The 21,120-nt window shown below is 37.7% G+C and carries 27 protein-coding genes and 2 tRNA genes; 12 read left to right on the top strand and 17 right to left on the bottom strand.

Features of this window, described 5'->3' with window-relative positions:
- Window positions 1-86: 86 nt before the first annotated feature.
- A complete protein-coding gene (locus ACTB1O_RS04530; RefSeq protein ID WP_462993950.1) occupies window positions 87-272 on the bottom strand; it encodes a hypothetical protein in 186 nt (61 codons plus the stop codon).
- 41 nt (window positions 273-313) lie between these two features.
- Window positions 314-1,666, bottom strand: a complete 1,353-nt coding sequence (locus ACTB1O_RS04525; RefSeq protein ID WP_462993949.1) for a cobyrinate a,c-diamide synthase — start codon at window positions 1,664-1,666, stop codon at window positions 314-316.
- 216 nt (window positions 1,667-1,882) lie between these two features.
- On the opposite strand from ACTB1O_RS04525, the gene ACTB1O_RS04520 reads away from it, so the two are divergent.
- The 4 genes from ACTB1O_RS04520 to ACTB1O_RS04505 are packed head-to-tail and all read left to right on the top strand — an operon-like array spanning window position 1,883 to window position 4,887.
- Complete coding sequence (locus ACTB1O_RS04520) at window positions 1,883-2,581, top strand: energy-coupling factor ABC transporter permease (protein ID WP_462993948.1); 699 nt, start codon at window positions 1,883-1,885, stop codon at window positions 2,579-2,581.
- Window positions 2,578-2,889 carry an energy-coupling factor ABC transporter substrate-binding protein gene (locus ACTB1O_RS04515; RefSeq protein ID WP_462993947.1) on the top strand — a complete coding sequence of 104 codons (312 nt, stop codon included), beginning with the start codon at window positions 2,578-2,580 and terminating at the stop codon, window positions 2,887-2,889. The genes ACTB1O_RS04520 and ACTB1O_RS04515 overlap by 4 nt, the downstream gene beginning before the upstream one ends.
- Window positions 2,890-2,905: 16 nt before the next feature.
- A complete protein-coding gene (gene cbiQ, locus ACTB1O_RS04510) occupies window positions 2,906-3,706 on the top strand; it encodes a cobalt ECF transporter T component CbiQ (protein WP_462993946.1) in 801 nt (266 codons plus the stop codon).
- Window positions 3,706-4,887: an energy-coupling factor ABC transporter ATP-binding protein gene (locus tag ACTB1O_RS04505; protein ID WP_462993945.1), complete on the top strand. Its 1,182-nt coding sequence runs from the start codon at window positions 3,706-3,708 to the stop codon at window positions 4,885-4,887. The genes cbiQ and ACTB1O_RS04505 overlap by 1 nt, the downstream gene beginning before the upstream one ends.
- 10 nt (window positions 4,888-4,897) lie before the next feature.
- On the opposite strand, the gene ACTB1O_RS04500 is transcribed toward ACTB1O_RS04505, so the two are convergent.
- The 8 genes from ACTB1O_RS04500 to ACTB1O_RS04465 are packed head-to-tail and all read right to left on the bottom strand — an operon-like array spanning window position 4,898 to window position 10,590.
- Window positions 4,898-5,419 (bottom strand): cobalt-precorrin-7 (C(5))-methyltransferase, encoded by a 522-nt coding sequence (locus ACTB1O_RS04500; RefSeq protein WP_462993952.1) that lies wholly within the window; start codon window positions 5,417-5,419, stop codon window positions 4,898-4,900.
- A 56-nt stretch (window positions 5,420-5,475) separates the two neighbouring features.
- Window positions 5,476-6,489, bottom strand: a complete 1,014-nt coding sequence (locus ACTB1O_RS04495; RefSeq protein ID WP_462993944.1) for a cobalt-precorrin-5B (C(1))-methyltransferase — start codon at window positions 6,487-6,489, stop codon at window positions 5,476-5,478.
- Entirely contained in the window at window positions 6,486-7,127 is a 642-nt protein-coding gene (locus ACTB1O_RS04490) for a precorrin-8X methylmutase (RefSeq protein ID WP_462993943.1), read from the bottom strand. Before ACTB1O_RS04490 ends, ACTB1O_RS04495 begins: the two co-directional genes overlap by 4 nt.
- On the bottom strand, window positions 7,105-7,878 hold the full coding sequence (cobJ, locus tag ACTB1O_RS04485) for a precorrin-3B C(17)-methyltransferase (protein ID WP_462993942.1): 774 nt from the start codon (window positions 7,876-7,878) through the stop codon (window positions 7,105-7,107). Before cobJ ends, ACTB1O_RS04490 begins: the two co-directional genes overlap by 23 nt.
- Window positions 7,862-8,737, bottom strand: a complete 876-nt coding sequence (cbiG, locus tag ACTB1O_RS04480) for a cobalt-precorrin 5A hydrolase (RefSeq protein ID WP_462993941.1) — start codon at window positions 8,735-8,737, stop codon at window positions 7,862-7,864. The genes cobJ and cbiG overlap by 17 nt, the downstream gene beginning before the upstream one ends.
- A complete protein-coding gene (cobM, locus tag ACTB1O_RS04475) occupies window positions 8,734-9,450 on the bottom strand; it encodes a precorrin-4 C(11)-methyltransferase (protein WP_462993940.1) in 717 nt (238 codons plus the stop codon). The genes cbiG and cobM overlap by 4 nt, the downstream gene beginning before the upstream one ends.
- Window positions 9,451-9,454: 4 nt before the next feature.
- The gene (locus ACTB1O_RS04470) at window positions 9,455-10,063 is read right to left on the bottom strand and encodes a cobalt-factor II C(20)-methyltransferase (protein WP_462993939.1); all 609 of its coding nucleotides are present in this window, start codon (window positions 10,061-10,063) and stop codon (window positions 9,455-9,457) included.
- The gene (locus tag ACTB1O_RS04465) at window positions 10,057-10,590 is read right to left on the bottom strand and encodes a bifunctional cobalt-precorrin-7 (C(5))-methyltransferase/cobalt-precorrin-6B (C(15))-methyltransferase (protein ID WP_462993938.1); all 534 of its coding nucleotides are present in this window, start codon (window positions 10,588-10,590) and stop codon (window positions 10,057-10,059) included. The genes ACTB1O_RS04470 and ACTB1O_RS04465 overlap by 7 nt, the downstream gene beginning before the upstream one ends.
- A 155-nt stretch (window positions 10,591-10,745) precedes the next feature.
- On the opposite strand from ACTB1O_RS04465, the gene ACTB1O_RS04460 reads away from it, so the two are divergent.
- Window positions 10,746-10,925 (top strand): 4Fe-4S binding protein, encoded by a 180-nt coding sequence (locus ACTB1O_RS04460; protein ID WP_462993937.1) that lies wholly within the window; start codon window positions 10,746-10,748, stop codon window positions 10,923-10,925.
- On the top strand, window positions 10,915-12,114 hold the full coding sequence (locus ACTB1O_RS04455) for an NAD(P)/FAD-dependent oxidoreductase (protein ID WP_462993936.1): 1,200 nt from the start codon (window positions 10,915-10,917) through the stop codon (window positions 12,112-12,114). The genes ACTB1O_RS04460 and ACTB1O_RS04455 overlap by 11 nt, the downstream gene beginning before the upstream one ends.
- Before the next feature lie 50 nt (window positions 12,115-12,164).
- On the opposite strand, the gene ACTB1O_RS04450 is transcribed toward ACTB1O_RS04455, so the two are convergent.
- Window positions 12,165-12,830, bottom strand: a complete 666-nt coding sequence (locus ACTB1O_RS04450) for a potassium channel family protein (RefSeq protein ID WP_462993935.1) — start codon at window positions 12,828-12,830, stop codon at window positions 12,165-12,167.
- Between the two features lie 59 nt (window positions 12,831-12,889).
- Between ACTB1O_RS04450 and rnhB the strand changes: the two genes are divergently transcribed.
- Together rnhB and ACTB1O_RS04440 are read left to right on the top strand one after the other, a co-directional pair.
- Complete coding sequence (gene rnhB, locus ACTB1O_RS04445; RefSeq protein ID WP_462993934.1) at window positions 12,890-13,528, top strand: ribonuclease HII; 639 nt, start codon at window positions 12,890-12,892, stop codon at window positions 13,526-13,528.
- 279 nt (window positions 13,529-13,807) lie between these two features.
- A complete protein-coding gene (locus ACTB1O_RS04440; protein ID WP_462993933.1) occupies window positions 13,808-14,911 on the top strand; it encodes a M50 family metallopeptidase in 1,104 nt (367 codons plus the stop codon).
- Window positions 14,912-15,509: 598 nt separating this feature from the next.
- Here ACTB1O_RS04440 and ACTB1O_RS04435 read toward each other — a convergent pair.
- The 6 genes from ACTB1O_RS04435 to minD form a co-directional block, all read right to left on the bottom strand.
- Window positions 15,510-16,598 carry an SPFH domain-containing protein gene (locus tag ACTB1O_RS04435; RefSeq protein ID WP_462993932.1) on the bottom strand — a complete coding sequence of 363 codons (1,089 nt, stop codon included), beginning with the start codon at window positions 16,596-16,598 and terminating at the stop codon, window positions 15,510-15,512.
- Between the two features lie 2 nt (window positions 16,599-16,600).
- Entirely contained in the window at window positions 16,601-17,056 is a 456-nt protein-coding gene (locus ACTB1O_RS04430) for an NfeD family protein (RefSeq protein ID WP_462993931.1), read from the bottom strand.
- A gap of 63 nt (window positions 17,057-17,119) precedes the next feature.
- Window positions 17,120-17,986 carry a damage-control phosphatase ARMT1 family protein gene (locus ACTB1O_RS04425; protein WP_462993930.1) on the bottom strand — a complete coding sequence of 289 codons (867 nt, stop codon included), beginning with the start codon at window positions 17,984-17,986 and terminating at the stop codon, window positions 17,120-17,122.
- A gap of 201 nt (window positions 17,987-18,187) precedes the next feature.
- A tRNA-Pro gene (locus ACTB1O_RS04420) sits at window positions 18,188-18,262 on the bottom strand.
- A 72-nt stretch (window positions 18,263-18,334) separates the two neighbouring features.
- Window positions 18,335-18,541 (bottom strand): hypothetical protein, encoded by a 207-nt coding sequence (locus ACTB1O_RS04415; protein ID WP_462993929.1) that lies wholly within the window; start codon window positions 18,539-18,541, stop codon window positions 18,335-18,337.
- 2 nt (window positions 18,542-18,543) lie between these two features.
- Window positions 18,544-19,335 carry a cell division ATPase MinD gene (minD, locus tag ACTB1O_RS04410; protein WP_462993928.1) on the bottom strand — a complete coding sequence of 264 codons (792 nt, stop codon included), beginning with the start codon at window positions 19,333-19,335 and terminating at the stop codon, window positions 18,544-18,546.
- A gap of 285 nt (window positions 19,336-19,620) precedes the next feature.
- Between minD and ACTB1O_RS04405 the strand changes: the two genes are divergently transcribed.
- The 4 genes from ACTB1O_RS04405 to ACTB1O_RS04390 form a co-directional block, all read left to right on the top strand.
- A complete protein-coding gene (locus ACTB1O_RS04405) occupies window positions 19,621-20,001 on the top strand; it encodes a roadblock/LC7 domain-containing protein (RefSeq protein ID WP_462993927.1) in 381 nt (126 codons plus the stop codon).
- Complete coding sequence (locus ACTB1O_RS04400) at window positions 20,002-20,616, top strand: response regulator (RefSeq protein ID WP_462993926.1); 615 nt, start codon at window positions 20,002-20,004, stop codon at window positions 20,614-20,616.
- 196 nt (window positions 20,617-20,812) lie between these two features.
- Window positions 20,813-20,886: transfer RNA gene (locus tag ACTB1O_RS04395), tRNA-Lys, on the top strand.
- A 96-nt stretch (window positions 20,887-20,982) separates the two neighbouring features.
- Window positions 20,983-21,120 (top strand): DNA-directed RNA polymerase subunit RpoH/Rpb5 C-terminal domain-containing protein (locus tag ACTB1O_RS04390; protein ID WP_462993951.1); only part of this gene is annotated, 138 nt, incomplete at its 3' end.

Genomic DNA, 21,120 nt, shown 5'->3' with positions numbered 1-21,120 from the left:
AATAAAAAATTTCAGGGAAGAAAAAGTTATTCTTCATCCCGGAGGCGGGGGGATGTATGGAACATTTGAACTTTAAATTCATTAATTCATTCGTTTTTTTTAGAACTCTCTGTAATCTGACCTGTAATCTGCTTTCTGATCTCTTTTATTTCCTCAAGTGCCTGATCTCTTGTTTCATAGTCTCCCCTGTCATGTGCAGCCGAGGCTACATCTGTTAACTGTATCAGAAGGGAAAAAGTATCTCTGTCTTCAAGTATTCTGTTTGAGATCATTGCTTCTTTATTCTTTTCACAGGTTTAATAAATAAAATTACTTAATCATCAGGTAATAAGTCATTTTTATTCATTTTTGTCTTTGAGACGAAATTTTCAGCAAATTTATCTGTAAAATATGCATGTGTGTATCCTGCTAAGACATTTTTTACATATAATCCGTCGTAGTTATTTTCAATGCCTTTTCCTCTGGATAGTTCTAATGCAAATTTTACATCATTTACGCAGTTTAATTTTGTATAATGAAATTCATGTCCTCTGTAGGACATGTTTAGGGGGAGAATACTTTTGTTAGTAATGCATTTGGCAGATACGTAACCAAGTGCCTGAAAACGGTCCATTTTAATTGCATCTGCAGGAATTACTCCACACATTTTTGATGTCTTATTATCATATGTCAGACTTTCGCAAAGGTATGTCAGACCACCGCATTCTGCATATATTATCATTTCATTATCTGCGGCTTTTTTGATTTCATCTCTGCACTTTGAGGCAGCAAGTTTTTGCATGTGAAGCTCAGGATATCCTCCGCCAAAATAAATAGCATCCACATCAGGCAGCCTGTCGGTCATAGGACTAAAAAAAACCAGTTTAGCGCCGTATTTTTTCAATCTGTCAAGATTATCCTGGTAATAAAAATTAAAAGCCTCATCAAAGGCAACCCCTATTCTGACTTTTTCTTTTATGGAGCCGGAGTCTCTTTTATTATGTGAAAAGTCCTGTTGTATTTCTGCTGTTTGTTTTGATATTTCAATAATGGCATCAATATCTGAGTTTTCTTCCATTATTTCTGTGAACTCTGCCATTGAACTTGTTTCATGGGCCATTTTTAATCCGAGATGGCGGCTTTCCACAGATTTTTCTTTCTGATTTGGTATCCATCCAAGTGCGGAAAATTCAAGAGATGATTTTATCATATCAGAATGTCTTTCACTCCCGATTCGGTTGAAGATAATTCCTGCAACATTTATGTCCGTATCAAAACAGGCAAATCCTTTTGCAATAGCATTGACACTTCTTGATGATCCCTTTGAGTCAATTACCAGTATTACAGGTGCTTTTAGTATTTTTGAAACATGAGCTGTGCTTCCTGTGTCAGTTCCTTCAAGGCCGTCATACATTCCCATAACACCTTCTACAACGGCAATATCTGCGCCGATGGAGGCATTTGAAAATGTTTCCAAAACCCCTTCCTCTCCCATCATATAAGGGTCAAGATTTCGTGAATTTCTATTGCATATGGCTGTATGGTGTGATGGATCTATAAAATCCGGCCCTACTTTAAAGGGCTGAACTATTAGTCCTCTTTTACATAGAGCTGACATTAAAGCGCTTGCAATTGTTGTTTTGCCACATCCGCTGTGTGTTCCTGCTATAATTATTGTTGGGATCATTGGAATATTCCTCATTTTTGATTATTAATCAAAGTTGTATTTGATTTTAAATTCTGAAATAATGTTCTTTACTATTTTAAGATAATATTGCATTAAGTAAATTAATTATGATCCAATTGGCTAAAATTAAATAGTAATATCTCAAATTAATTTGATAAAGTGTAATTAATCTGCACTTCAAATTTTAATTATTAATTTTATATGGAGATTTGATTTATGCATATAATGGAAGGTTTTCTGCCATCTCCGTGGTGGCAGATATGGTGGATTCTGGCATTGCCGTGTCTGATATATGGTTTTTATAAACTGAAGAGTGTCCTTAAAGAAAATCGTGAACTCCTTCCGCTTCTCGGAGTTGCGGGTGGTTTCATCTTTGTACTCTCAGCATTAAAACTGCCGTCTGTTACAGGAAGCTGTTCACATCCTACGGGAACTGCACTCTCTGCGATCACATTTGGTCCGTGGATTACAGCTGTTCTTGGTTTTATAGTACTTCTGTTCCAGGCTCTTTTTATTGCTCATGGCGGACTTACGACACTTGGAGCAAATGCTATGTCAATGGCGATTATCGGTCCGATTGTGGGTTATTATACTTATAAAGGTCTTGACAAAATAAATTTCAACTTCTTTGCAAGTGTATTTATCGCAGCATTTCTGTGTGATATTGTAACATACTGTGTTACGTCACTTGAGCTTGCACTTGCATTCCCTGCAACAGCAGGTGGTTTTGTTGCATCTTTTGGTGCTTTCCTTGGTGTTTTTGCAGTGACCCAGCTGCCTCTTGCAATTATTGAGGGACTTGTGTTTGTTGTGATATTCAAGTATATTATAATTCTAAAACCGGAGCTTCTGATAAAGCTGAAAGTTCTCTCCGAAGAAAAAATGAAAAAAGTACAGGGGGAAATAGAAGAATGAAATATAAATTTGAGATAATTACAGTCATTGCAATAATAATTTTTATTGGCGTATTTTTGTATACAGATACTCTTGTACAGGCAACAGGTGAAGAAGGCTGGGGCGGCTCTGATGGTCTTGGCTCTGAGATGCTTGAAGCACAGGGCTATGAACAATGGATCGATAACTCAGATTATACTTTTACACCTCCTTCAGGTGAGATTGAGTCCTGTCTTTTTGCGCTTCAGGCAGTATTTGGCGGACTTTTAATCGGCTGGGTATTTGGATCCTGGTATACTGAAAGAAGACTTAAGAAAAATCCAAACTAATTTTTTTAAACATTAAATGTACTATGAATTCCTGGAAGATATTGCTCAGACAAACCGGCTGAGGGATCTCCACCCGTTAATAAAAATTATTCTGGGACTTGGCTGTATTCTGATATCGGTCTCTTCACAGAGCATTGTTGCTCCTTTAATTATAATAATTACAATTAGTTTTGCAACGATATTTCTTGCAGGAATTGATTTCAGGTTTTATCTGAAATTGCTCCTTATACCACTTGGATTTGCGGTATTAAGTGTTATTGTGATTATTTTTATGCGAAACAGCGGGCAGATTCTTTTTAGTTATCCGCTTAGTGACTGGTTTTTATTAACAGTGTCATATGGCAGTTTAAATGAGGGAATTCTTATATTTTCGCGTGTATTTGCAGGTATGTGCTCGCTATTTTTTATATCCTTAACAACACCTGTTACTGATACTTTCGGACTTGCAGCAAGGTGTCGGGTTCCTGTCGAATTTATTGATCTTTCAATGCTCATATACAGGTTTATTTTTGTTCTTATCGAACAGGCCGTGCAGATATCTAACGCACAGAAGATGAGACTTGGATATGGAAATATAAAAGAGGGTATAAACTCTTTCGGGATGATGGCAGGAGCCCTTTTTATCAACACATGGGATGCGGCAGAAAATCTCATTAAGGCTATGGACTCGCGATGCTATGACGGTAAGTTTGCAATGCCGGGTGAAACTGTCAGAATGTCCCTGTCTCTGCTTTTTGTTGTTCTTATCTATCTTTTAGCAATATCGGCCATTGCAGTATATACATCCGGTTTTACTATTTTTGGAGTTGTTTTTTAATGAATCAGATAATTGAGATAAAAAATATCAGATATAAATATCCAAACGGGCCGGATGCTTTGAAAAATATCAGTTTTAGCATAAATAAAGGTGAAAAAATTGCTCTTGTCGGGCCAAACGGAGCCGGAAAATCTACGCTGCTTCTTATGCTTAACGGGATGATAAAACCGGATTCTGGTGAAATTCTGTTTTCAGGAAAACCTGTAAAGTATGATCGGAATAATCTTCGTGAATTAAGAAGAAGGATTGGTTTTGTCTTTCAGAATCCGGATACACAGATAATTGCACCGACTGTCTTCCAGGATGTGGCTTTTGGTCCTGTAAATCTCGGATTTTCAAAAGATGAAATAAAATCTGTAGTTGAGGAAGCACTCTCTGATGTCGGGCTTAGAGGATTTGAGAGAAGACCTCCCCATCATCTCAGCGGTGGGGAGAAAAAAAGAGTGGCAATGGCGGGAATACTCGCAATGAATCCTGATGTTCTGGTATTCGATGAACCGACAAGCGCACTTGATCCGGCAGGTTCGGAAGATATTATGGAACTTTTAGATGAGATGCATATCGACGGCAGAACAATTATTATCTCAACCCATGATGTTGAACTTGCATACCCCTGGGCAGACAGGGTCATTCTTATTCAGGACGGAGGAATTCTGGCTGAGGGGACTTCGGGAGAGGTATTCTATAATAAATCCCTTGTGAAATCTGCAAAACTTTCAATGCCTGTTCTTTTGGAATTATATGAAGGTCTTGTTGAAAGAGGGATGCCGGAATCACAAAATCTTCCCAAATCCATTTTGGATCTAATTCACCTTTTGTATGTTAACAGTCCCGGAAAAAAGAAATCTGATAATTTAAATTGCGGTGGAATTTATCTGGTTGATGCTGACAGGATGAATCAGGGTGAGATAAAGCCTTTAATCTTATCTTTAGGGATAGACGGTATAGGTGCTATGGGTTCAAAGGCAAAAATGATGGCGGATATTGAGAAGATTGAACTTGATTTTACTTATGGTGTCATAGATAAATGTCTTCTGAAATCAATAAACGACAAAAATTCGATGATCATAACAACGGGCGGTATGATTAAAAGAGTGCATGAAAGGGTCTTTGAATTTAACCAGGAGAGCATGAGAGAAATTACAATAACGGACTGCACTGAATTTAAAAAGAATTTATAAATTTGTTTTTTTAAAAATTTCCAATAATCAATACAAAAAGATCACTTTTTCTATTTGGCGGATTGCATACAGAAGATGTAACAATTCTTTCATTTTCATATCCGAGATTTTCGCAGAGAGATATTTTTAGAAAAGATTCTTTGCAGTTGAGGGTGTTGCAGAGCATATTGATATCAAAATCAGGATCTGCAATCAAAAAAACAGTGTATCCACGTTCTATCTCCTCTTGTGTTCTTTTTATTGCCGCGATATGATCCTTTCCATGTGCATTTACAACAACTGCTTTTGTAAGCGGGATTTTGATTTTTGCAAAGGCATACTGTAATGATGAGATACCTGATATTATCTCCCCTTTGAGATAGCCCAGACCTGCAAGCATAGGATCACCGGTTGAAAGAACCACAGCTTCTTCAGGGAGGCTTTTGAGGCTTTTGTAGTCTGTTATCTCATGAACCTCTGAATCATTTTTTATGAATTTTTTGCATAGTTCAATAGCCCTTTTTGAACCATATATAAGATCTGCACTATTTATAGCCGTTATTGCCTCTTCAGTCAGCATTCCCGGTCCGCATCCTGAGCCAATGATCTTCATTTAGAATCACCTGTAATTTTTCCGTTGCGATTGATTAAAACAACTCTCAAATCCGGCATTTTATTTTTGTAATTGGAGAGGTTATCCGATATTATTCTGTGCCAATCCGGTGACTGGCTCAGCTCTTCAACAGTATTATATCCTGTTCCTTTTAGGATCTCTGGGTTTATGAATCTGAGAATCAGGGCAGGAAGACCGCAGAGTATGACCTCTTTTGATTCTGATGCCGCATCGATTCCTTTCTGCATGTATTTGCCGACAAGGATTACTTCATGATCGGGGAAAAGAAGTCTCGAATATCTTAGACCTACTCTTCCGGTTGTAAGGACAACTTTTTCTTTATCCTTTATTCTTTCAAGTGTAGATTCTGTCAGATGATCGTCCCAGGGTTCTACCAGTCCGGTTGATCCAAGAATAGAGATGCCTCCAATGACACCTACTTTTGGATTCAGGGTTTGAATCCCAATCTCCTTTCCTTTAGGAATTGTCAGTTCAATATACACTCCGCTGATTTTTGATTCCAGGACTGCTTCTTTTACAGATGACAGGATACATTCCATTGCGGTTTTACTTATTGCCGGCTCTCCTTTCCTGTAACGTGGTGTGTCTCTTCCAAATCTTCCAACACCTGTACCTGCAAAAATTTCAATGCCATTATCTCTTAATTTTACCTTTGCGCAGAAAAGAACCTCTGAAGTTATGTCGTTTTTATAATCTCCTGAATATTTTCTGGCCATCCCTGTGCCATTTCTTCCTTCTGCTGCCAGTTCAAACACAAGACTGCAGGGAAGTTTTATATTAACTTTAGATACAGGATTTTTTAATGACAGGACTGCGGCCTTGCATGCCGCAGCAGCAGTTGTTCCTGTTGTAAATCCTCTTTTTAATACTTCACCGTTTGAGGTAAGAATCCCAAGACCCTGACATGCAAGTATGAGGCCTTCTTTATCCCTGCATGCTTCTTCCCATTCAGGGGGGTATTCATAACCTGTTACGGGATCTTTTATCATATTTTTGATGATTTTTTCTCAATGTACATTGTGATTATTTCATTTAGTGCCGCAACCGCCGGAGGTGTCCCTCCTCTTGTGCCTCTGTTTGATATTGAAGGAACATCTTTTGTTCTGAGAAGTTCTTTTGATTCTTTTGCATTTACAAATCCAACTGCACTTCCTATTACAAGTCCCGGTTTTATTCCTTCATCTATCATTTCACAGATTGCAATAAGAGCTGAAGGTGCATTTCCTATTACTATAATTGATCCTTGCAGTCTCTCTTTTAATGCAAGAAATCCGGCCGAACTCCTTGTAATACCTTTTGCTAAGGAGATGTCAGAACCGTAGTCCAGAGCGCATATGACCTCACTTTCATGCTCTTTTTTTCGGATTCCCATCTGGACCATTCTTATGTCGGTTATAATGGTCGCTTTATTTTCAAGCGCTTTTAATCCAGCTGATACCGGTTCATTTACGAATTCCATAAGGTCTGCCATTATAAAATCCCCGACAGATATTGCACATCTCTGTTTTATTCTGTCCTCTGGAGAGTTGTCGCCAATAACCTGACGGGCAATAGCCCTGCTGGTAGAGGAGATCTTATAGCCTTCCTTTGTGTCAGCTCCCGGATCAATATACGTATTTTCGTTCATAACCCCTCGGTGTAATAATGCCTTTTCTTTCTCCGACCTGCATGAAACGGGATTCCTCTCCACCTATTATAATAACTGAATGCATATCAACAAAAGTATCGTTATCATACAGTTCTTTTAAAGAATAATATCTGATCTCTTCTCCATCACGGCAGGCGTTTTTAACAACCGCAACAGGTGTTTCGGTTGATTTGAATTTCAGTGCTATTGAAAGGGCAATGGCAAGGTTGTCAGGTCTCCCCCTGCTCTTAGGGTTGTATAAAACAACAGGTATTCCAATCTGGGTTGCAAGGTTTAATCTTTTTTCAATTATTTCCATCGGGGTCAGGAGATCGGACAATGATATTGTGATAAAATCGCCGGAAAGAGGCGATCCGACCCTTGAAGCTGCGGCAGTTGCTGCAGTAACTCCCGGGATGACTTCAAAATCAATATCTGTCCCGTCATGTTCAAGCACTTCCAGAACTATGCCTGCCATTCCGTAAACACCCGGGTCTCCGCCGCTGACCATTGAAATTACATGATCTTTTGCTATTTCAATGCATTTTCTGGCTCTTTCAACTTCTTTTCCCATTGAACTCCAGATAACCTCTTTTCCTTCAAGATTGTCCTTAATCAGATTTAGGTAGAAATCATTACCTATAATGTACTCAGATTCTTCAACTGCTTCCAATGCCCTTTTGGTCAAATATGATGTGTTCCCGGGACCTGTTCCTACTATGTAGAGTTTCCCCTTACCTGACGATTGCAACTGTAACTCTCCCGAATATCTGTTTTTTCATTATAATCTCCTTTCTTTTTGATAATGCAAGAGCTGAGGATTCAGCCACACTTAAAAGACCAATCTTATCCGATGCCCTGGACGGTGACGGAGGTATTTCTGAATTGATTGTATCATCATCCAGAAAAACAAGATTGCCGTTTATGCTGTTAATGGCTTCCTTAAGCCCTTCTTCATCTTCTTTTAGTTTTGTTGTTGAATAGGCAAAAATTTCATCTGATTTAATGCCTGAAAGTTCAAGGGACTTTTGTAATGCATCCAAAACTTCATCTTTTAAAATTCCCCTTCTGCATCCTATGCCGATAATATACTCTCCTTTTTTCAGGAGAACTGAAACAGAAGGCGAAATAACTGCAATTGCAGGTCCGGATAATGCATAACGTGGTATAATTCCTTCAATAATTGCTGCATTAACCATACGTGTTGAGTCTTTGTTTAAAATATCAAGTCCTTCTTTTTTTGCAACTGCTTCTACTGACATCTTATTCTGTGTCTCAGTTGCTGTTGTAATAACAGGTTTAATACCCAGAATTTCAAGATCCTTGGCAAGATCGTTTCCGCCGTGATGACCGCCAAGTATCGGGATTGCAAATTTAAAGTCCGGGCTTATGACAACAACACAGGGGTCTGTCCATTTGTCCCTTAAAAGATTTGAGAAACCCCTTACTGCAATTCCGGCGGACATAACAGCAATAATTTTTTTATAATTGTAAAAGACTTCTTTGAAAATATCCTTCTTATAGCAGGTATAATCTGCATTTAAAGCATCAGCTATTTTTTTGGATTCTTCCTTAAATGCTTCAAGTGATATTACAATAGTGTCTTTCATCCGTAGAGGTGTGAGTTTGCATATCCTGAATTAACGGCATCAACAACATTTCCGATTATTATCAGGGCAGTTTTTTCTATGCCTGCTTCTCTTGCCTTTTCTGCAACATCAGAAACTGTTCCCCTGATTATTTTTTGATCAGGCCATGTTGCCCTGTATACAACTGCTGCGGGAGTATCGGAAGGGCATTCCACTGTTTCAAAGATCCTTTCCATGTGCTCTGTTCCTAAAAAAATGACCATAGTCTGACCCAGTCTTGACATCTCAGCTATCTGATCGGTTTTTAAGGTTGTTCCGGCAGGTCGTGTAACTATCACTGACTCTGAAACGCCTCTTAGAGTAAGCTGGGTCCCAAGAGCTGCGGCGGCACCGAACATTGAAGAAACACCGGGTATTCTTTCAGTGTGGATTCCTTCTTTTTCAAGCAGTGCAACCTGCTCTATAATTGCGCCATAGAGAGATGGATCACCTGAATGCAGTCTTACGACAGTTTTGCCGCTTTTTGCTGCATCAGCCATTATTTGTGTCATCTCTTCAAGCTTCATGCCCCAGCTGTCATATTTTTCTTTTGCGGGACAATCTTCTACAAGAACAGGGTTTACCAGAGAACCTGCATAAATTAAAACGTCTGCCCTGTCAAGCAGTTTTTTACCTTTGACAGTAATAAGTTCGGGGTCTCCACAGCCTGCACCTACAATATATACATTCTTCATTTTTTCACTTCCTTGCGAACATTACACTAAAATATGCACTTTTTTCAGGAATTTCATCATCTCTGTATATTTTCTGATCCTTCATGTACATTTTTTCTGCCAGGATAAATTTCTTAAAACCTTCTGTTTTGAGAGATTCAACTGCCTTTTTAGGTTCTTTTATTTTGAGAAGAATCCTTGAGTCTTCGACAGAGCCATCCGAGATAAAAATACCGCCGTTTACACTGACTCCTGCAGCAGATGCAAATGCGGTAATCGAACTTATGCCCGGAACTGAGCTGTATTCAATCGAAGGGTGTTTTTTATCAATAATTTCGCAGAGCCTTCCAAAAGTTCCATAAAAATTAGGATCTCCAAGTATGCAGAATACAGCAAGACCTGTTTTTGCTGCAGGTGCGATAATATCCGCGTTTTTATACATGCATTCTTTGATATAATCTTCATCATCGGTCATCGGGAATGAAAGAACTTTTGCATCTTTCCTGTAGGGTGAGATTATCTCTTTTGCCACATTTCCCGGGACAAATACCGCGTCTGCGTCTTTTATCATTCTAACCGCTTTTACGGTGAGAAGCTCAGGGTCACCCGGACCAATTCCTATTGCAACTAGCATTTATCGTTCACCTTCCCTATTATAATATAAACAGGGTTTATTGGTTTTAGCATAATATCGCCTACAAGAGGATATGAGCGGGATACCTGAATATGGATTACTTCCTTAAAAATTCCAAGTTCATTCATCTTTTTTACTGTTTTATCAACGGTTCCTAAAAGAACAGCATTAACAACAATATTTCTGCGGACAATCTTTGATAAAATATCAAGAATATCCTCAATGTTTGTAGAGCCGCCAAGGAATGCGCAGTCAAGAAAATCAATATTTTTCAGGATATCAGATGCTTCACCATGGAAAAGCTCTATATTATTTTGTCCTGATTTTTTGATCTCTCTTTTTGCAAAATCTATTGCCTCTCCTCTTTTGTCTATTGCTATGACTCTCCTGCAGGTTTCAGAAGCTTTTATGGAGATTCTGGCCGTACCGCACCCAATGTCGGCGAATAGATCATTTTCTTTTAAATCAAGCTTAAATAATGATATTGCCATTATTTCATCCTGCGTGGGACCGCCTTTTAACTCCATAGTAACACCCTTAAAGATTGGTAGATCTTAACTCCTAATAATATATGACTGAATTGCTTTTTACATTTGGGCATAAAAAAAGCGTATTTAGTATTTTTTTTTTCGTTTTATTAAGTAGTAAAAGTTAAAGCCCGTATCAGCCGAATATATAGAGAATGATCAAAGTTCGTAGAGAGGTATGTGGATATTGCGGTGCATGTGTTTCTGTATGTCCCGAAGGGGCGATTGAGCTCATTGACGCTTACCTTTCAGTGGATAATGAAAACTGCAAACTCTGTAAGATCTGTGTGAAAGTTTGTCCGCTTGGTGCACTGGAGGTTTCAGATGAAGATTGAATATGATGTTTTAATCATAGGCGGAGGGCCCGGGGGAGCACTTGCTGCAAAAACCTGTGCAGAAAAAGGATTATCTGTCTGTATTGTGGAAAAGAGGCCTGCAATTGGTGTTCCTGTACGATGTGCAGAGGGAATAGGTGACGATCTCATAAGCGAATTTTTTGATAAGATCGATCCCAAATGGATATCAGAAAAGATTAAAGGCGCAAAGCTTGTTTCTCCGGATGGTAGCAGTTTTTATTTAAGTCCTGAGATGGCCGGCAATGAGGTAGGTTATGTTCTTGACAGGAAATTCTTCGACAGGGATCTTATCTGGCAGGCAGTAGGCGCAGGTGCGGAATGTTACGTAAAAACCCGTGCTGTAGATGCAATCCTTGAAAACGGCGTTGTCAAAGGAGCTGTTATAGAATATTTCGGTGAATTAAAAGAGGTCAGGGCATCTGTAGTAATTGCAGCCGATGGTGTGGAATCAAAGTTTGCGCGATACTGTGGTGTGGATACAACTGTACCATTACGAGAGCTTGAAACCTGTGCGCAGTACCTTATGACTGATATTGACATTGAGGCGGGTGTAACTGTGTTTTATGTGGGCCGTGAGGTTTCACCGGAAGGTTATGTCTGGATATTCCCCAAAGGGGACAGAACTGCAAATGTAGGTATAGGTATCTCAGGTACTCAGTCAAAGGACGGCAACAGGGCAAAGGACTATCTTGATAAATTTGTGGAAAAAAATTTCCCTGAAGGAAAGATTATTGAGCTTATTGTCGGCGGTGTTTCTGTATGCGAACCCCTTGAATGTACGGTTGCGGATAATCTAATAATCGTTGGAGATGCAGCGCGTTTAAGTGATCCAATTACAGGCGGCGGAATTTACAATGCCATGTATACAGGGCGTCTTGCAGGACAGGTTGCATCTGAATGTATAACAGCAGGCGACTGCAGCAGAGAGTCACTTATGAAATATGATGCAACCTGGCGTTCTTCAAGAATGGGAAAAGCCCTTGCCAGAAATTATCAGATAAAGGAGATATTTGTAAAACTCTCTGACAAGCAGCTTGATTCAATATTAACTTCAGTTAGTAATATTGTGATGAAGGATTTCTCAACTCTTACGCTTGTAAAAGAGATAATAAAAATGAATCCAAAGCTTCTAAAAGAGCTATCAGGACTAAAAAAATATTTTGAATAATTTTTTTTTTGAAAACAAAGAATAAATCCTTTTATTCAGATTTAATATTATTATTTCGGATTTTTAAGCTGTTTATTTAATATCTTTAAACAATCTTCTTCAGCCTCTTTTTTTGTAAATACCATTATTCTATCATTAGGTCTTATTCGTATTGTTCCACTGGGAATAATTATTTCTTTTCCAACTCTTTTTATGGCGATAAAGACAAAATCCTTAACATCCAGTTCTTTTATCTCATGATCAACAAAAGGTGCGTTTTCATCTACTGTTATCTCGAATATTGTTCCTCCGGGAATTGTTGCAAGCTGCTGCATGTCAGGATTTTCAGACCAGTAATACAGCCTGTTTGAAACAAGTTCATCCGGATTTTCACTAATTCTGACTCCCACTTCCTTGAAAAGTTCAGAATGTTCTATCTGATTTACTATTGATACAAGATTTTTGACTTTAAAACGTTTTGCAAGCCAGCATGTCATCAGGTTTACTGCATCGTCACTGGTTGTTGTTATAAGAGCATCTGCTCTGTCAATACCTGCATCCTCAAGTATTGACCTGTCTGTTGAATTTCCGGTTATTGCCAGAACATCATAGTGTTCAAGTATTTCGTTACAGCGAAACTCATCTTTGTCAATAACCACGACGCTGTCGCCATGTTCAGCTGCAATAGCTGCAAGATTTCTTCCGATGCCTCCCAGACCAATAATGATGATGTACATTTTAATCACATTCAAGCATGACTATACATATAATTTATGAAATGTAATAGTACTTTTAAGTGATCTGTGGAATAGATGAGGCCGGGAAGGGTTCTGTTCTTGGTCCTATGGTAATAGGAGGAGTGCTTGGTTCATCTTTGTTCGAATTTGAAGAAAGGGGTTTTGCAGACTCCAAAACTCTTACACCCGCTAAGCGGGAATTGATGTATGAAGAGATTGTATCCTGTTTTAAGTTTACATCTGTTGTAATTAAGGCGCGTAAAATTGATGAATACAGACTATCATACTCCATGAATTCAATTGTTGCACAGGCACATGCACGTGCAATTGATAACCTTTCACCAAAATTAGCATATCTGGATGCCTGTGATGTGAATGAGGTCAGATATGGAATACATGTAAGAGAATATCTGAAAAATCCTGTGTCAATAGTGTCAGAACATAAAGCAGATGACAAGTATCCAATTGTAGGTGCGGCATCAATAATTGCCAAGGTAACAAGGGACAGGGCAATAAAAAAAATTTCAGAAGAATACGGTGATATTGGAAGCGGATACCCGTCTGATCCAAAGACAATAAAATTTTTGGAGAGTTACATCACTTATAACGGGGAATGCCCCGATATAGGGAGAAAAAGCTGGAAAACTATCTCAAATATAATTGGAAAAATTCAACAGCGAAGTCTTTTTGAATTTTGATTAAAATAATTTTTAATATTTTTTTTCATTCTCATTGGGAAATTTCATCACAGGTGCAGGCAATAGTTATAAGATAAAATGGACTGGCTTTTAATTATACTATTTTTTGTGGCACTTTATTTTTTGATTGTGGGTTATATTAAATCTAATAATCTATGGGAAGAACATGTGATGTTTTATGGGCCTATACTTGCACTTAAAACAGATAATGTTCGTTTTTTTGATAAATTCATCCCATATTCTCGGTTTTTCAAATTATATGGAACAGTCGGGGCCCTGATGGTGATTGTGGTGTCTGTATTAATGTCTCTGATGCTTCTATTCACTCTTCAGAGAACAATTGCTTCTCCTCCGCCTCCCACCGGGATATATGAACCTCAAAACATCCTTGCAATTCCGGGGATTAATGAATTTCTTCCACTTTCATTTGCAGTTCTTTTTGCATTCATATTAACTCTTGCAGTTCATGAAGGGGGACACGGGATTCTTTCACGCATTGAGGGGATGAGAGTTAAAAGCACGGGTTTATTATTTTTTATTGTTCCTATAGGTGCTTTTGTTGAACCTGATGAGGAGGATGTTGAAAAGGCAAAATCCATCTCCAAAATAAGGATGTTTGGCGCAGGTATTACAAACAATATTGTTGTGGCAATTCTGAGTTTTTTAATTCTTGCAGTTCTTATGAGTTTTGTGACTCCTGTAGACGCTCCTTATCTTAAGGGAATATATCAGGATTATCCTGCTTATGATGCGGGACTGCCTCCAAATTCAATAATTACATCTATAGATGGAGTGAAAATCGATTCACGTGCAGATGTGTCGGAGATACTGGATCAGACAAAACCTGGAGATCAAATCACCCTTACTGCTTTAAAAGACGGCAATTCTAAGGATTATACAATAATTCTTGAACCGTGGCCTGAAAATTTAAATCCAAAAGATTCCGGTTTTATGGGAGTTTCTTACTATGATTCAGCCTCAGTAAAAAATTTATTTGATAACGTAATAAAAAGTCCTTTTGGTCCGTTTCTTTTAGTATATGTTCCGATTAATGCGGTAATTGACGATGACAGTATGGGTCTTGGAATATTGGCTTTTGATTCTCCTGATTACATAGCTTGGGATACTCCATTTGTTGGTTTCTGGGCGATAGTGCAGATCTTTTTCTGGATGTTCTGGCTTAACTTTGCGGTTGCAACTTTCAATGCCCTGCCTTTTGTACCTCTGGACGGGGGATATATAATGCAGGAAGGTGTGAAAAGACTGTTTGAAAAGAGAAAAATTTCAAAAAATTATGCAAATTATGTAGTTGCGGCGATAAGCTGGTTTATGATACTGGTTGTTGCATCGATTCTGATTGTTCCTTATTTGTCTGTGGTATAAAAAAAGAAGTAAACCTCCGGTAAAAATGTGGGATTGGAAAAAATCGTAAAATAATTTTTATCAGAGACAAAAGATAATCTCAATTTTTGTATTAATTGCTTCTTTATAAATTCCGTTAATTTCTCTAAGCTGCATTGATATTATTTCCTTAAGCAACGAGGCTGTTTTATCAAGACAGATGTATGAAGGTCTTTTCAGTCTGGTTTCATCAAAATTTTTATTGCCAGGTATAAGTGGGACGCAAAAATTATTGTCTTTGTTTTCTTCCCTGCCTGAAATAAAAGCTACAATCTAGATCTCTTTTGTTTCACTCAGAACAAGGGCCGGAATCTGTTTTTTTCTTCCTTTCCTGTAAAATGGATAAGAACAATTTTCCCCTTAAGATTTTTATGCGGCATGTTTTTAAGTCCTTTATTTTTATTTAAGACATAATGGGGATTTTCTTTACTAAAAAAACCAGCAAGAGTTTTTTCGGACAGACGTAGTACATAATTTATTTCAGAATTCTCAAAAAAGGATGTGAATTTTTCAATAACTGAATTTATTTGGATCTGCGGTTTCTGAAATTTCATCTTTGATGGTCATTTCAAAAAAAAAATTAGTTTAGGATTTCGTCTTTATCTGCATCTTCTACAGGCAGTGTCGGATCTACCAGGTTTTGCATATTCTTTTCAATATCTTTTAAGGCCTCCGAAGCATCTGCAATGTCATCTTCAGCAGGAGATTTTCCAAGAATTGTTTCATCAAGATCAAAGTCTTTCCAGGTAGTGTCAGCAAGGTCTTCCTCTTCAGCGCCAAGGAATCTGGCGCTCTGTTTAATCAAGCTTGAGATCTCGAACGGGAAGATAATTTTTGTAGCCTGACCATCTGCCATCTGCTTTAGAGCATTAAGTGACAATACAGTAATTGCTTTTTTATCAAGTGGTCTTGAACCAAGTGAGAGAATTCTTAATGCCTGTGCCTCCCCCTGTGACTGAAGTATACTTGATTTTCTGTCTCCCTCTGCACGTAAAATTTTGCTCTGCCTGTCACCCTCTGCCTCAAGAATCATTGATTGTCTTTTTCCTTCTGCGGTAAGTATTGCAGAGCGTTTCTCTCCGTCTGCTCTTAATATTGCAGCACGTCTCTCTCTTTCTGCTGCAGTCTGCTCAGTCATGGCCTGTTTAACTGCACCAACAGGATCTACTTCCTTAATCTCGACACGTTCGACTTTTACACCCCACTGGTCAGTCTCACGATCGAGTATGTCTCTTAATTTGTTGTTAATTAGTTCCCTGTTGTACAAAATTTCATCAAGTTCCATATCACCTATGATACCTCTCAGACTTGTTTGTGCAAGTGCGACAGTTGCCATACGGTAATTTGTAACCTCAAAATATGACTTTTCAGGATCAACAATTCTTACATAGACTATTGCATCAACATTGGTCGGAGAGTTATCCTTTGTTATAACTTCCTGTCGGGGAACATCCATAACCTGTGTTCTTAGATCAAGAGTTTTAACTTCTGTAATAAATGGTATTACCCATCTGAAACCGGGATTTAAGCGCCCGATATACTGTCCAAGTCTTATCTGCAGTGCCTGTTGATAAGGCTGAATAATTACAACACCTCTTGCAAAAATTAGAACAATTGCAAGAACAAGAATTACTGTTACTATTGTATTATCTAGTCCTAAAAATGCCATTTTTAAATTTCCTCCACAATTACATGTACTCCCTGGGATGCAACAACGCGAACTTTTTTGCCCTTTGCAATTGTTTCGCTTTGTGTTTTTGCACTCCATTCGACATTGTCAATTGCAACTTTTCCTGATATATTTTCGGGTTCAATTGTTTTTGTGACGATGCCGCTCTTTCCTACAATTGAATCCCTGCTCATGGTGAAGGGAATTCCACTGTCAGCAGTTATTCTGCTGTAAATCCATACTGTGGCGCCGGCAGAAAAAAGCGCAGTTACAATTCCGATTATAATAATCCATGTGGAACCGAATATTTCCGGAAATAACAGTGATATTGCGCCAATAATTATCAGTGTTGTGCCAGGAACTGCAATAAAAAAGCCGGGGTTGAAAGCTTCAAGCAGAAGAAGTACAACTCCTATAACTACCAGAATCCACCCAATAGCAATCACTTCCGCTACCATGTTTTAAATGATTGTTTTGATTTTATATAGATATATATGATTCAAAAAATCTCTAAAAAAAGATTATTGAATCAGGTGAGCGATTCTTGAACCTTTTGGAATTTTTATATTATCTGCAATTGGTTCACATTTAACCATCATTAAGAATGCTACAGGGGGCAGTTTTACTGTTTTTTTGTATTCACTTAATGATTCATAGTTTGCCATTCCCTTTGAGATTATTATTGTTGCCGAATCTATAGCATCTTTTACATGTGAGGGTATCATATTGAGGTTTATTCCTACTTCTGAAATCCCATCAGTGCTCTCATAAAGATTGTCTGCAATTTTTTCAATACCCAGGGAGATGGCATCTTCTATTGTAGCATCGTTTATTATTGGCTTTGACTTTACTACAACTGTTACATGACTGTTATTTTTCTTAAGATATTCAATCAGTTTTCTGTCAAATACTATCTCGCCGCAGTTGTCGCAGAGGAATACAACCCTTTTACACAGTTTTTCAATTTTGGATGTATCATCAACAGAAAGTCCCTTTTTAAATTCATCAGAAAAAAAAGTTACGAAGTCTTCTGTAACTTTGTGTTCTTTTGAACCATAATCGAGAGTATTTGCAATAACTGATGCAAGAGCACAGTCCCTAAAAGTAATAAGGTCATCTTCAACTTCTTTAAGAATCACTTCTGCTTCTTCATTGGTTTTTTTCTTTATCTCTTTGTAAGGATCATGGTTTCCTGCCATATCGCAGGCAATACGGTGAATTCTACTTGAAATTTCCGGTGAAGGAGAATCTCTGGAGACTGATTCAGACAGCTCTTTTTGACATATATCTATTATTTCGTTTATCTTTTCGTCATCATTGCATACAAGGCGGCATTCATATTCTATTCGTGTTAAAAGGCATTCAAAGCATTTTTCTGTAATTTTCATTTTAATCAGCTTTTAATAATTTTTTGTGATTTGAATTTGATTATTTTTGACGAAGATTCAATCTTTGTTCATCAGTTATTTCATCCATTTGTAAGTCATTTCTTATTTTCATTCGTATTATGCCTAAGTTTATGCATGTCAGATTTATATGATTTTAAACAATCAGGAACAAAATGATATTTTTCTAATAAAAGATAAAAATGGGGCCACCGCGATTCGAACGCGGGTCAGAAGACCCCCAGCCTCCTAGGATGGTCCAGGCTACCCTATGGCCCCAGTAAAACTACTATACTTTATTTGATCAGATCACTTATTTAATTTCCTTTTTTAATACCGGAAAAAAAGTAATTATATCTTTAATTTTTTGATTTCCTGAACGTTTTTGGTAAGTTCTTCAATTTCGCTACATGTTACATTCATTGTACTGCTTATATCATCAACCTCATTTAAAAGCTGGTTAACCCTGCGTTGCAGAAGGTAGATCAAAAACAGTAGAAGTATAATTACAATACCAAATAATATTATTATAAAAAATTCCGGCCCAAATTGATACATTTTTATTTATCCCTCCTAATAAGAGAACGTGCAAGACGATCAAGGAACTTTTTATCAGAACCTGCCAAATACTTTTTGTTTTTATATTCGACACCTGCCAGTTTTGCTGCTATTTTTTTAATTTCAATTGATGCAGGAGATTCAGGGTATTTCACCACAATAGGAGTCCTGTATGCTGTTGCTCTTCGTACATTTGGATCATCAGGTATAAGGCCAATAACTTTTACTCCCAAAACTTCCTCAATTTTTTGAACACTAACATCTGTTTTTTCGAGTGTTGCACGGTTTAATATCGCACCTTTTATATGTCCTCCAACCATCTCTGTCAGGATTTTTGTTTTTAATGCGTCAACCATTGATGAAAGTTCGGGATTTACAACAAGTATGACTTCATCAGCTATTGCAAGTGGTATGACTCCGTCGCGGCTTATTCCTGCCGGGGCATCAATTATAAGAATATCGCACTGGTTAATGATCTCTTTCATTACGTCACGCAGACGTTCCGGATCTGCGTTCTGAAATCCCTGCAGGGATATTCCGCTTGGAACTATTTTAACACCACATGGACCTTCATAAATCGCGTCGGATACCGGTGCTTTACCTGCAAGAACTTCATGTAGTGTAACCGGCACATTTTCCAGACCAAGGATAATTCCCAGATTGGCCATGCCCATATCTGCATCCATGATGTATGTTTCCTTGCCATATTTAGCAAGCATTGTGCCAAGATTAACAGATAAAGTGGTCTTGCCGGTTCCTCCTTTCCCTGAAGCAATAGTATAAGTAATAACCATACATACCTCTATTTTATAAGATTGGATTCTTATTTCGTATTCAAATTTAAAGTTATATATAATATTCGAAAATCATGTCGGTTTATATGTGGCTGGAATTAATTTCGTCATTTCTGTCTTGATATAGATTAATTATACATCATCTTGTGCATTTTTGATACCTTTTGGTATTTTTCATGCGATGCGTTATCAAACTTTCATATTGGAATAACAATTAAGCTTTACAAAATTAATATGCAATGAGGAACAAAAAGAATACTAATTGCTTTTAGAGGTACCTTGCAGATGAATGAAATTGGCCCTTTGATGACTAAAATTAATGGTTATGTCTCTGAGATAATGTTAATGGAAGGGGTATTGGCCTGTGCAATAGTTTCTACTGAAGGTCAGATTATTGGAAAATCTGATAGTAGTCAGGCTCCTTCTCCGTTTCTTGGAATTACCGGTGCAACTATGTTCGCGTCTGCAGAAGCTGCATGCAGTACATTTCACATAAGTGCTCCTGACTATATTTTGATGGAAACAAAAAATAAAGACGGTTTAATTCTTGTGAAAAGTGTGGGCCTAAAGAATCTTATCGTCACAATTATTACTAATACCGCTAATATATCTAAAATCAGAGAAGTTATTACCCAAATCTCCAATATGTTAGCGGAGGAGTTATAAATGTACAATATTCTGGTTGTTGACGACAGTCCCATGATTGTGGATGTATTTGTAGCTATGCTTGAACGCGGAGGTTACAGCCCGGTAGCCTGCTACAGCGGACCTGAATGCCTTGAAAAATTAAAGGAAATAACTCCTGATCTCATTCTTTTAGATATTATGATGGAACCCATGGATGGATGGGAGACTCTTGAAAATATAAAATCCAATTCTGCAACAAAAGATATTCCTGTTATGATGCTGACTGCAAAACTTACTCCTGAGGAGGCGCAGGAGTATGGCACTTATATTGAAGATTATGTGATGAAGCCAACAACACATCGTCAGCTTTATGATGCTATTGAATACATTTTAAAGCGCAGACAAAATATTAATGATGATGTTGAGGAAGCAATAGGTGCGGGTATAGAGGATCAGATTGTTGAGGAATATGAAAGACTTAGCAAGAGTGTGGATGTTTCAAAACGCTTGTTTAGAATTCTTGAATCAACATATAATTTAAATGACGATGAAGTTCAAATGGGAGAAAACATTGCACTTGCAATAAAAAGTATGCAGATGAGTATCAAGCTTCAGGAAGAACGCCTTGAACAGATAAAAAAATCATTCAAATAGTACTTATATTTTAATTTTTAGATCATAAAAGTAAAATATTTGGAATGTAAGCAAATCGGGGGATTTCATTGTTTATATTTTAAATTTGCGCGTGTTATTGTAGCTTTTAAAATTTCCCAATTTTGTAATATTAACTGATGGATATGTTTAAGTATTATTCCTACGTTGTAATAATGCTGAATAGATCTCGAGGAGGGGGCCTATAGCTCAGTTAGGCAGAGCGCTTGGCTTTTAACCAGGTGGTCGGGGGTTCAAATCCCCTTGGGCCCGTTTGCCACTAAATTCTGACCAAAATGTGGCGTATTTTGGTATTTTTTCGACGGTGATGCATCTGATCAAAATTTTAATTATACACAGGGGCTAAAGATGAGCACCAATTTTTCTGTATTAAGTCATGTTATGGTACCTGACCATCAAATCATGAGTGTGGAAGAAGTAGATGAGCTATTGTCTTCTTACAAGATCACCCGTGAGCAGCTTCCAAAGATTTACCACGATGATCCG

This window comes from Methanomicrobium sp. (assembly GCF_055145805.1).
This window is presented reverse-complemented; position numbering and strand designations above follow the sequence as displayed.

Coding starts and splice junctions, on each gene's coding strand:
- minD (WP_462993928.1), bottom strand. CDS start 19,335: ATGGTTATTACTTATACTATTGCTTCAGGGAAAGGAGGAACCGGCAAG.
- ACTB1O_RS04525 (WP_462993949.1), bottom strand. CDS start 1,666: ATGATCCCAACAATAATTATAGCAGGAACACACAGCGGATGTGGCAAA.
- ACTB1O_RS04470 (WP_462993939.1), bottom strand. CDS start 10,063: ATGCTAGTTGCAATAGGAATTGGTCCGGGTGACCCTGAGCTTCTCACC.
- ACTB1O_RS04455 (WP_462993936.1), top strand. CDS start 10,915: ATGAAGATTGAATATGATGTTTTAATCATAGGCGGAGGGCCCGGGGGA.
- ACTB1O_RS04405 (WP_462993927.1), top strand. CDS start 19,621: ATGAATGAAATTGGCCCTTTGATGACTAAAATTAATGGTTATGTCTCT.
- ACTB1O_RS04465 (WP_462993938.1), bottom strand. CDS start 10,590: ATGGAGTTAAAAGGCGGTCCCACGCAGGATGAAATAATGGCAATATCA.
- ACTB1O_RS04435 (WP_462993932.1), bottom strand. CDS start 16,598: ATGGCATTTTTAGGACTAGATAATACAATAGTAACAGTAATTCTTGTT.
- ACTB1O_RS04440 (WP_462993933.1), top strand. CDS start 13,808: ATGGTGATTGTGGTGTCTGTATTAATGTCTCTGATGCTTCTATTCACT.
- ACTB1O_RS04515 (WP_462993947.1), top strand. CDS start 2,578: ATGAAATATAAATTTGAGATAATTACAGTCATTGCAATAATAATTTTT.
- ACTB1O_RS04495 (WP_462993944.1), bottom strand. CDS start 6,489: ATGATAAAAGATCCCGTAACAGGTTATGAATACCCCCCTGAATGGGAA.
- ACTB1O_RS04520 (WP_462993948.1), top strand. CDS start 1,883: ATGCATATAATGGAAGGTTTTCTGCCATCTCCGTGGTGGCAGATATGG.
- ACTB1O_RS04415 (WP_462993929.1), bottom strand. CDS start 18,541: ATGTATCAATTTGGGCCGGAATTTTTTATAATAATATTATTTGGTATT.
- ACTB1O_RS04450 (WP_462993935.1), bottom strand. CDS start 12,830: ATGTACATCATCATTATTGGTCTGGGAGGCATCGGAAGAAATCTTGCA.
- ACTB1O_RS04425 (WP_462993930.1), bottom strand. CDS start 17,986: ATGAAAATTACAGAAAAATGCTTTGAATGCCTTTTAACACGAATAGAA.
- ACTB1O_RS04400 (WP_462993926.1), top strand. CDS start 20,002: ATGTACAATATTCTGGTTGTTGACGACAGTCCCATGATTGTGGATGTA.
- ACTB1O_RS04430 (WP_462993931.1), bottom strand. CDS start 17,056: ATGGTAGCGGAAGTGATTGCTATTGGGTGGATTCTGGTAGTTATAGGA.
- ACTB1O_RS04460 (WP_462993937.1), top strand. CDS start 10,746: ATGATCAAAGTTCGTAGAGAGGTATGTGGATATTGCGGTGCATGTGTT.
- cbiQ (WP_462993946.1), top strand. CDS start 2,906: ATGTACTATGAATTCCTGGAAGATATTGCTCAGACAAACCGGCTGAGG.
- ACTB1O_RS04505 (WP_462993945.1), top strand. CDS start 3,706: ATGAATCAGATAATTGAGATAAAAAATATCAGATATAAATATCCAAAC.
- cbiG (WP_462993941.1), bottom strand. CDS start 8,737: ATGAAAGACACTATTGTAATATCACTTGAAGCATTTAAGGAAGAATCC.
- ACTB1O_RS04490 (WP_462993943.1), bottom strand. CDS start 7,127: ATGAACGAAAATACGTATATTGATCCGGGAGCTGACACAAAGGAAGGC.
- ACTB1O_RS04530 (WP_462993950.1), bottom strand. CDS start 272: ATGATCTCAAACAGAATACTTGAAGACAGAGATACTTTTTCCCTTCTG.
- cobM (WP_462993940.1), bottom strand. CDS start 9,450: ATGAAGAATGTATATATTGTAGGTGCAGGCTGTGGAGACCCCGAACTT.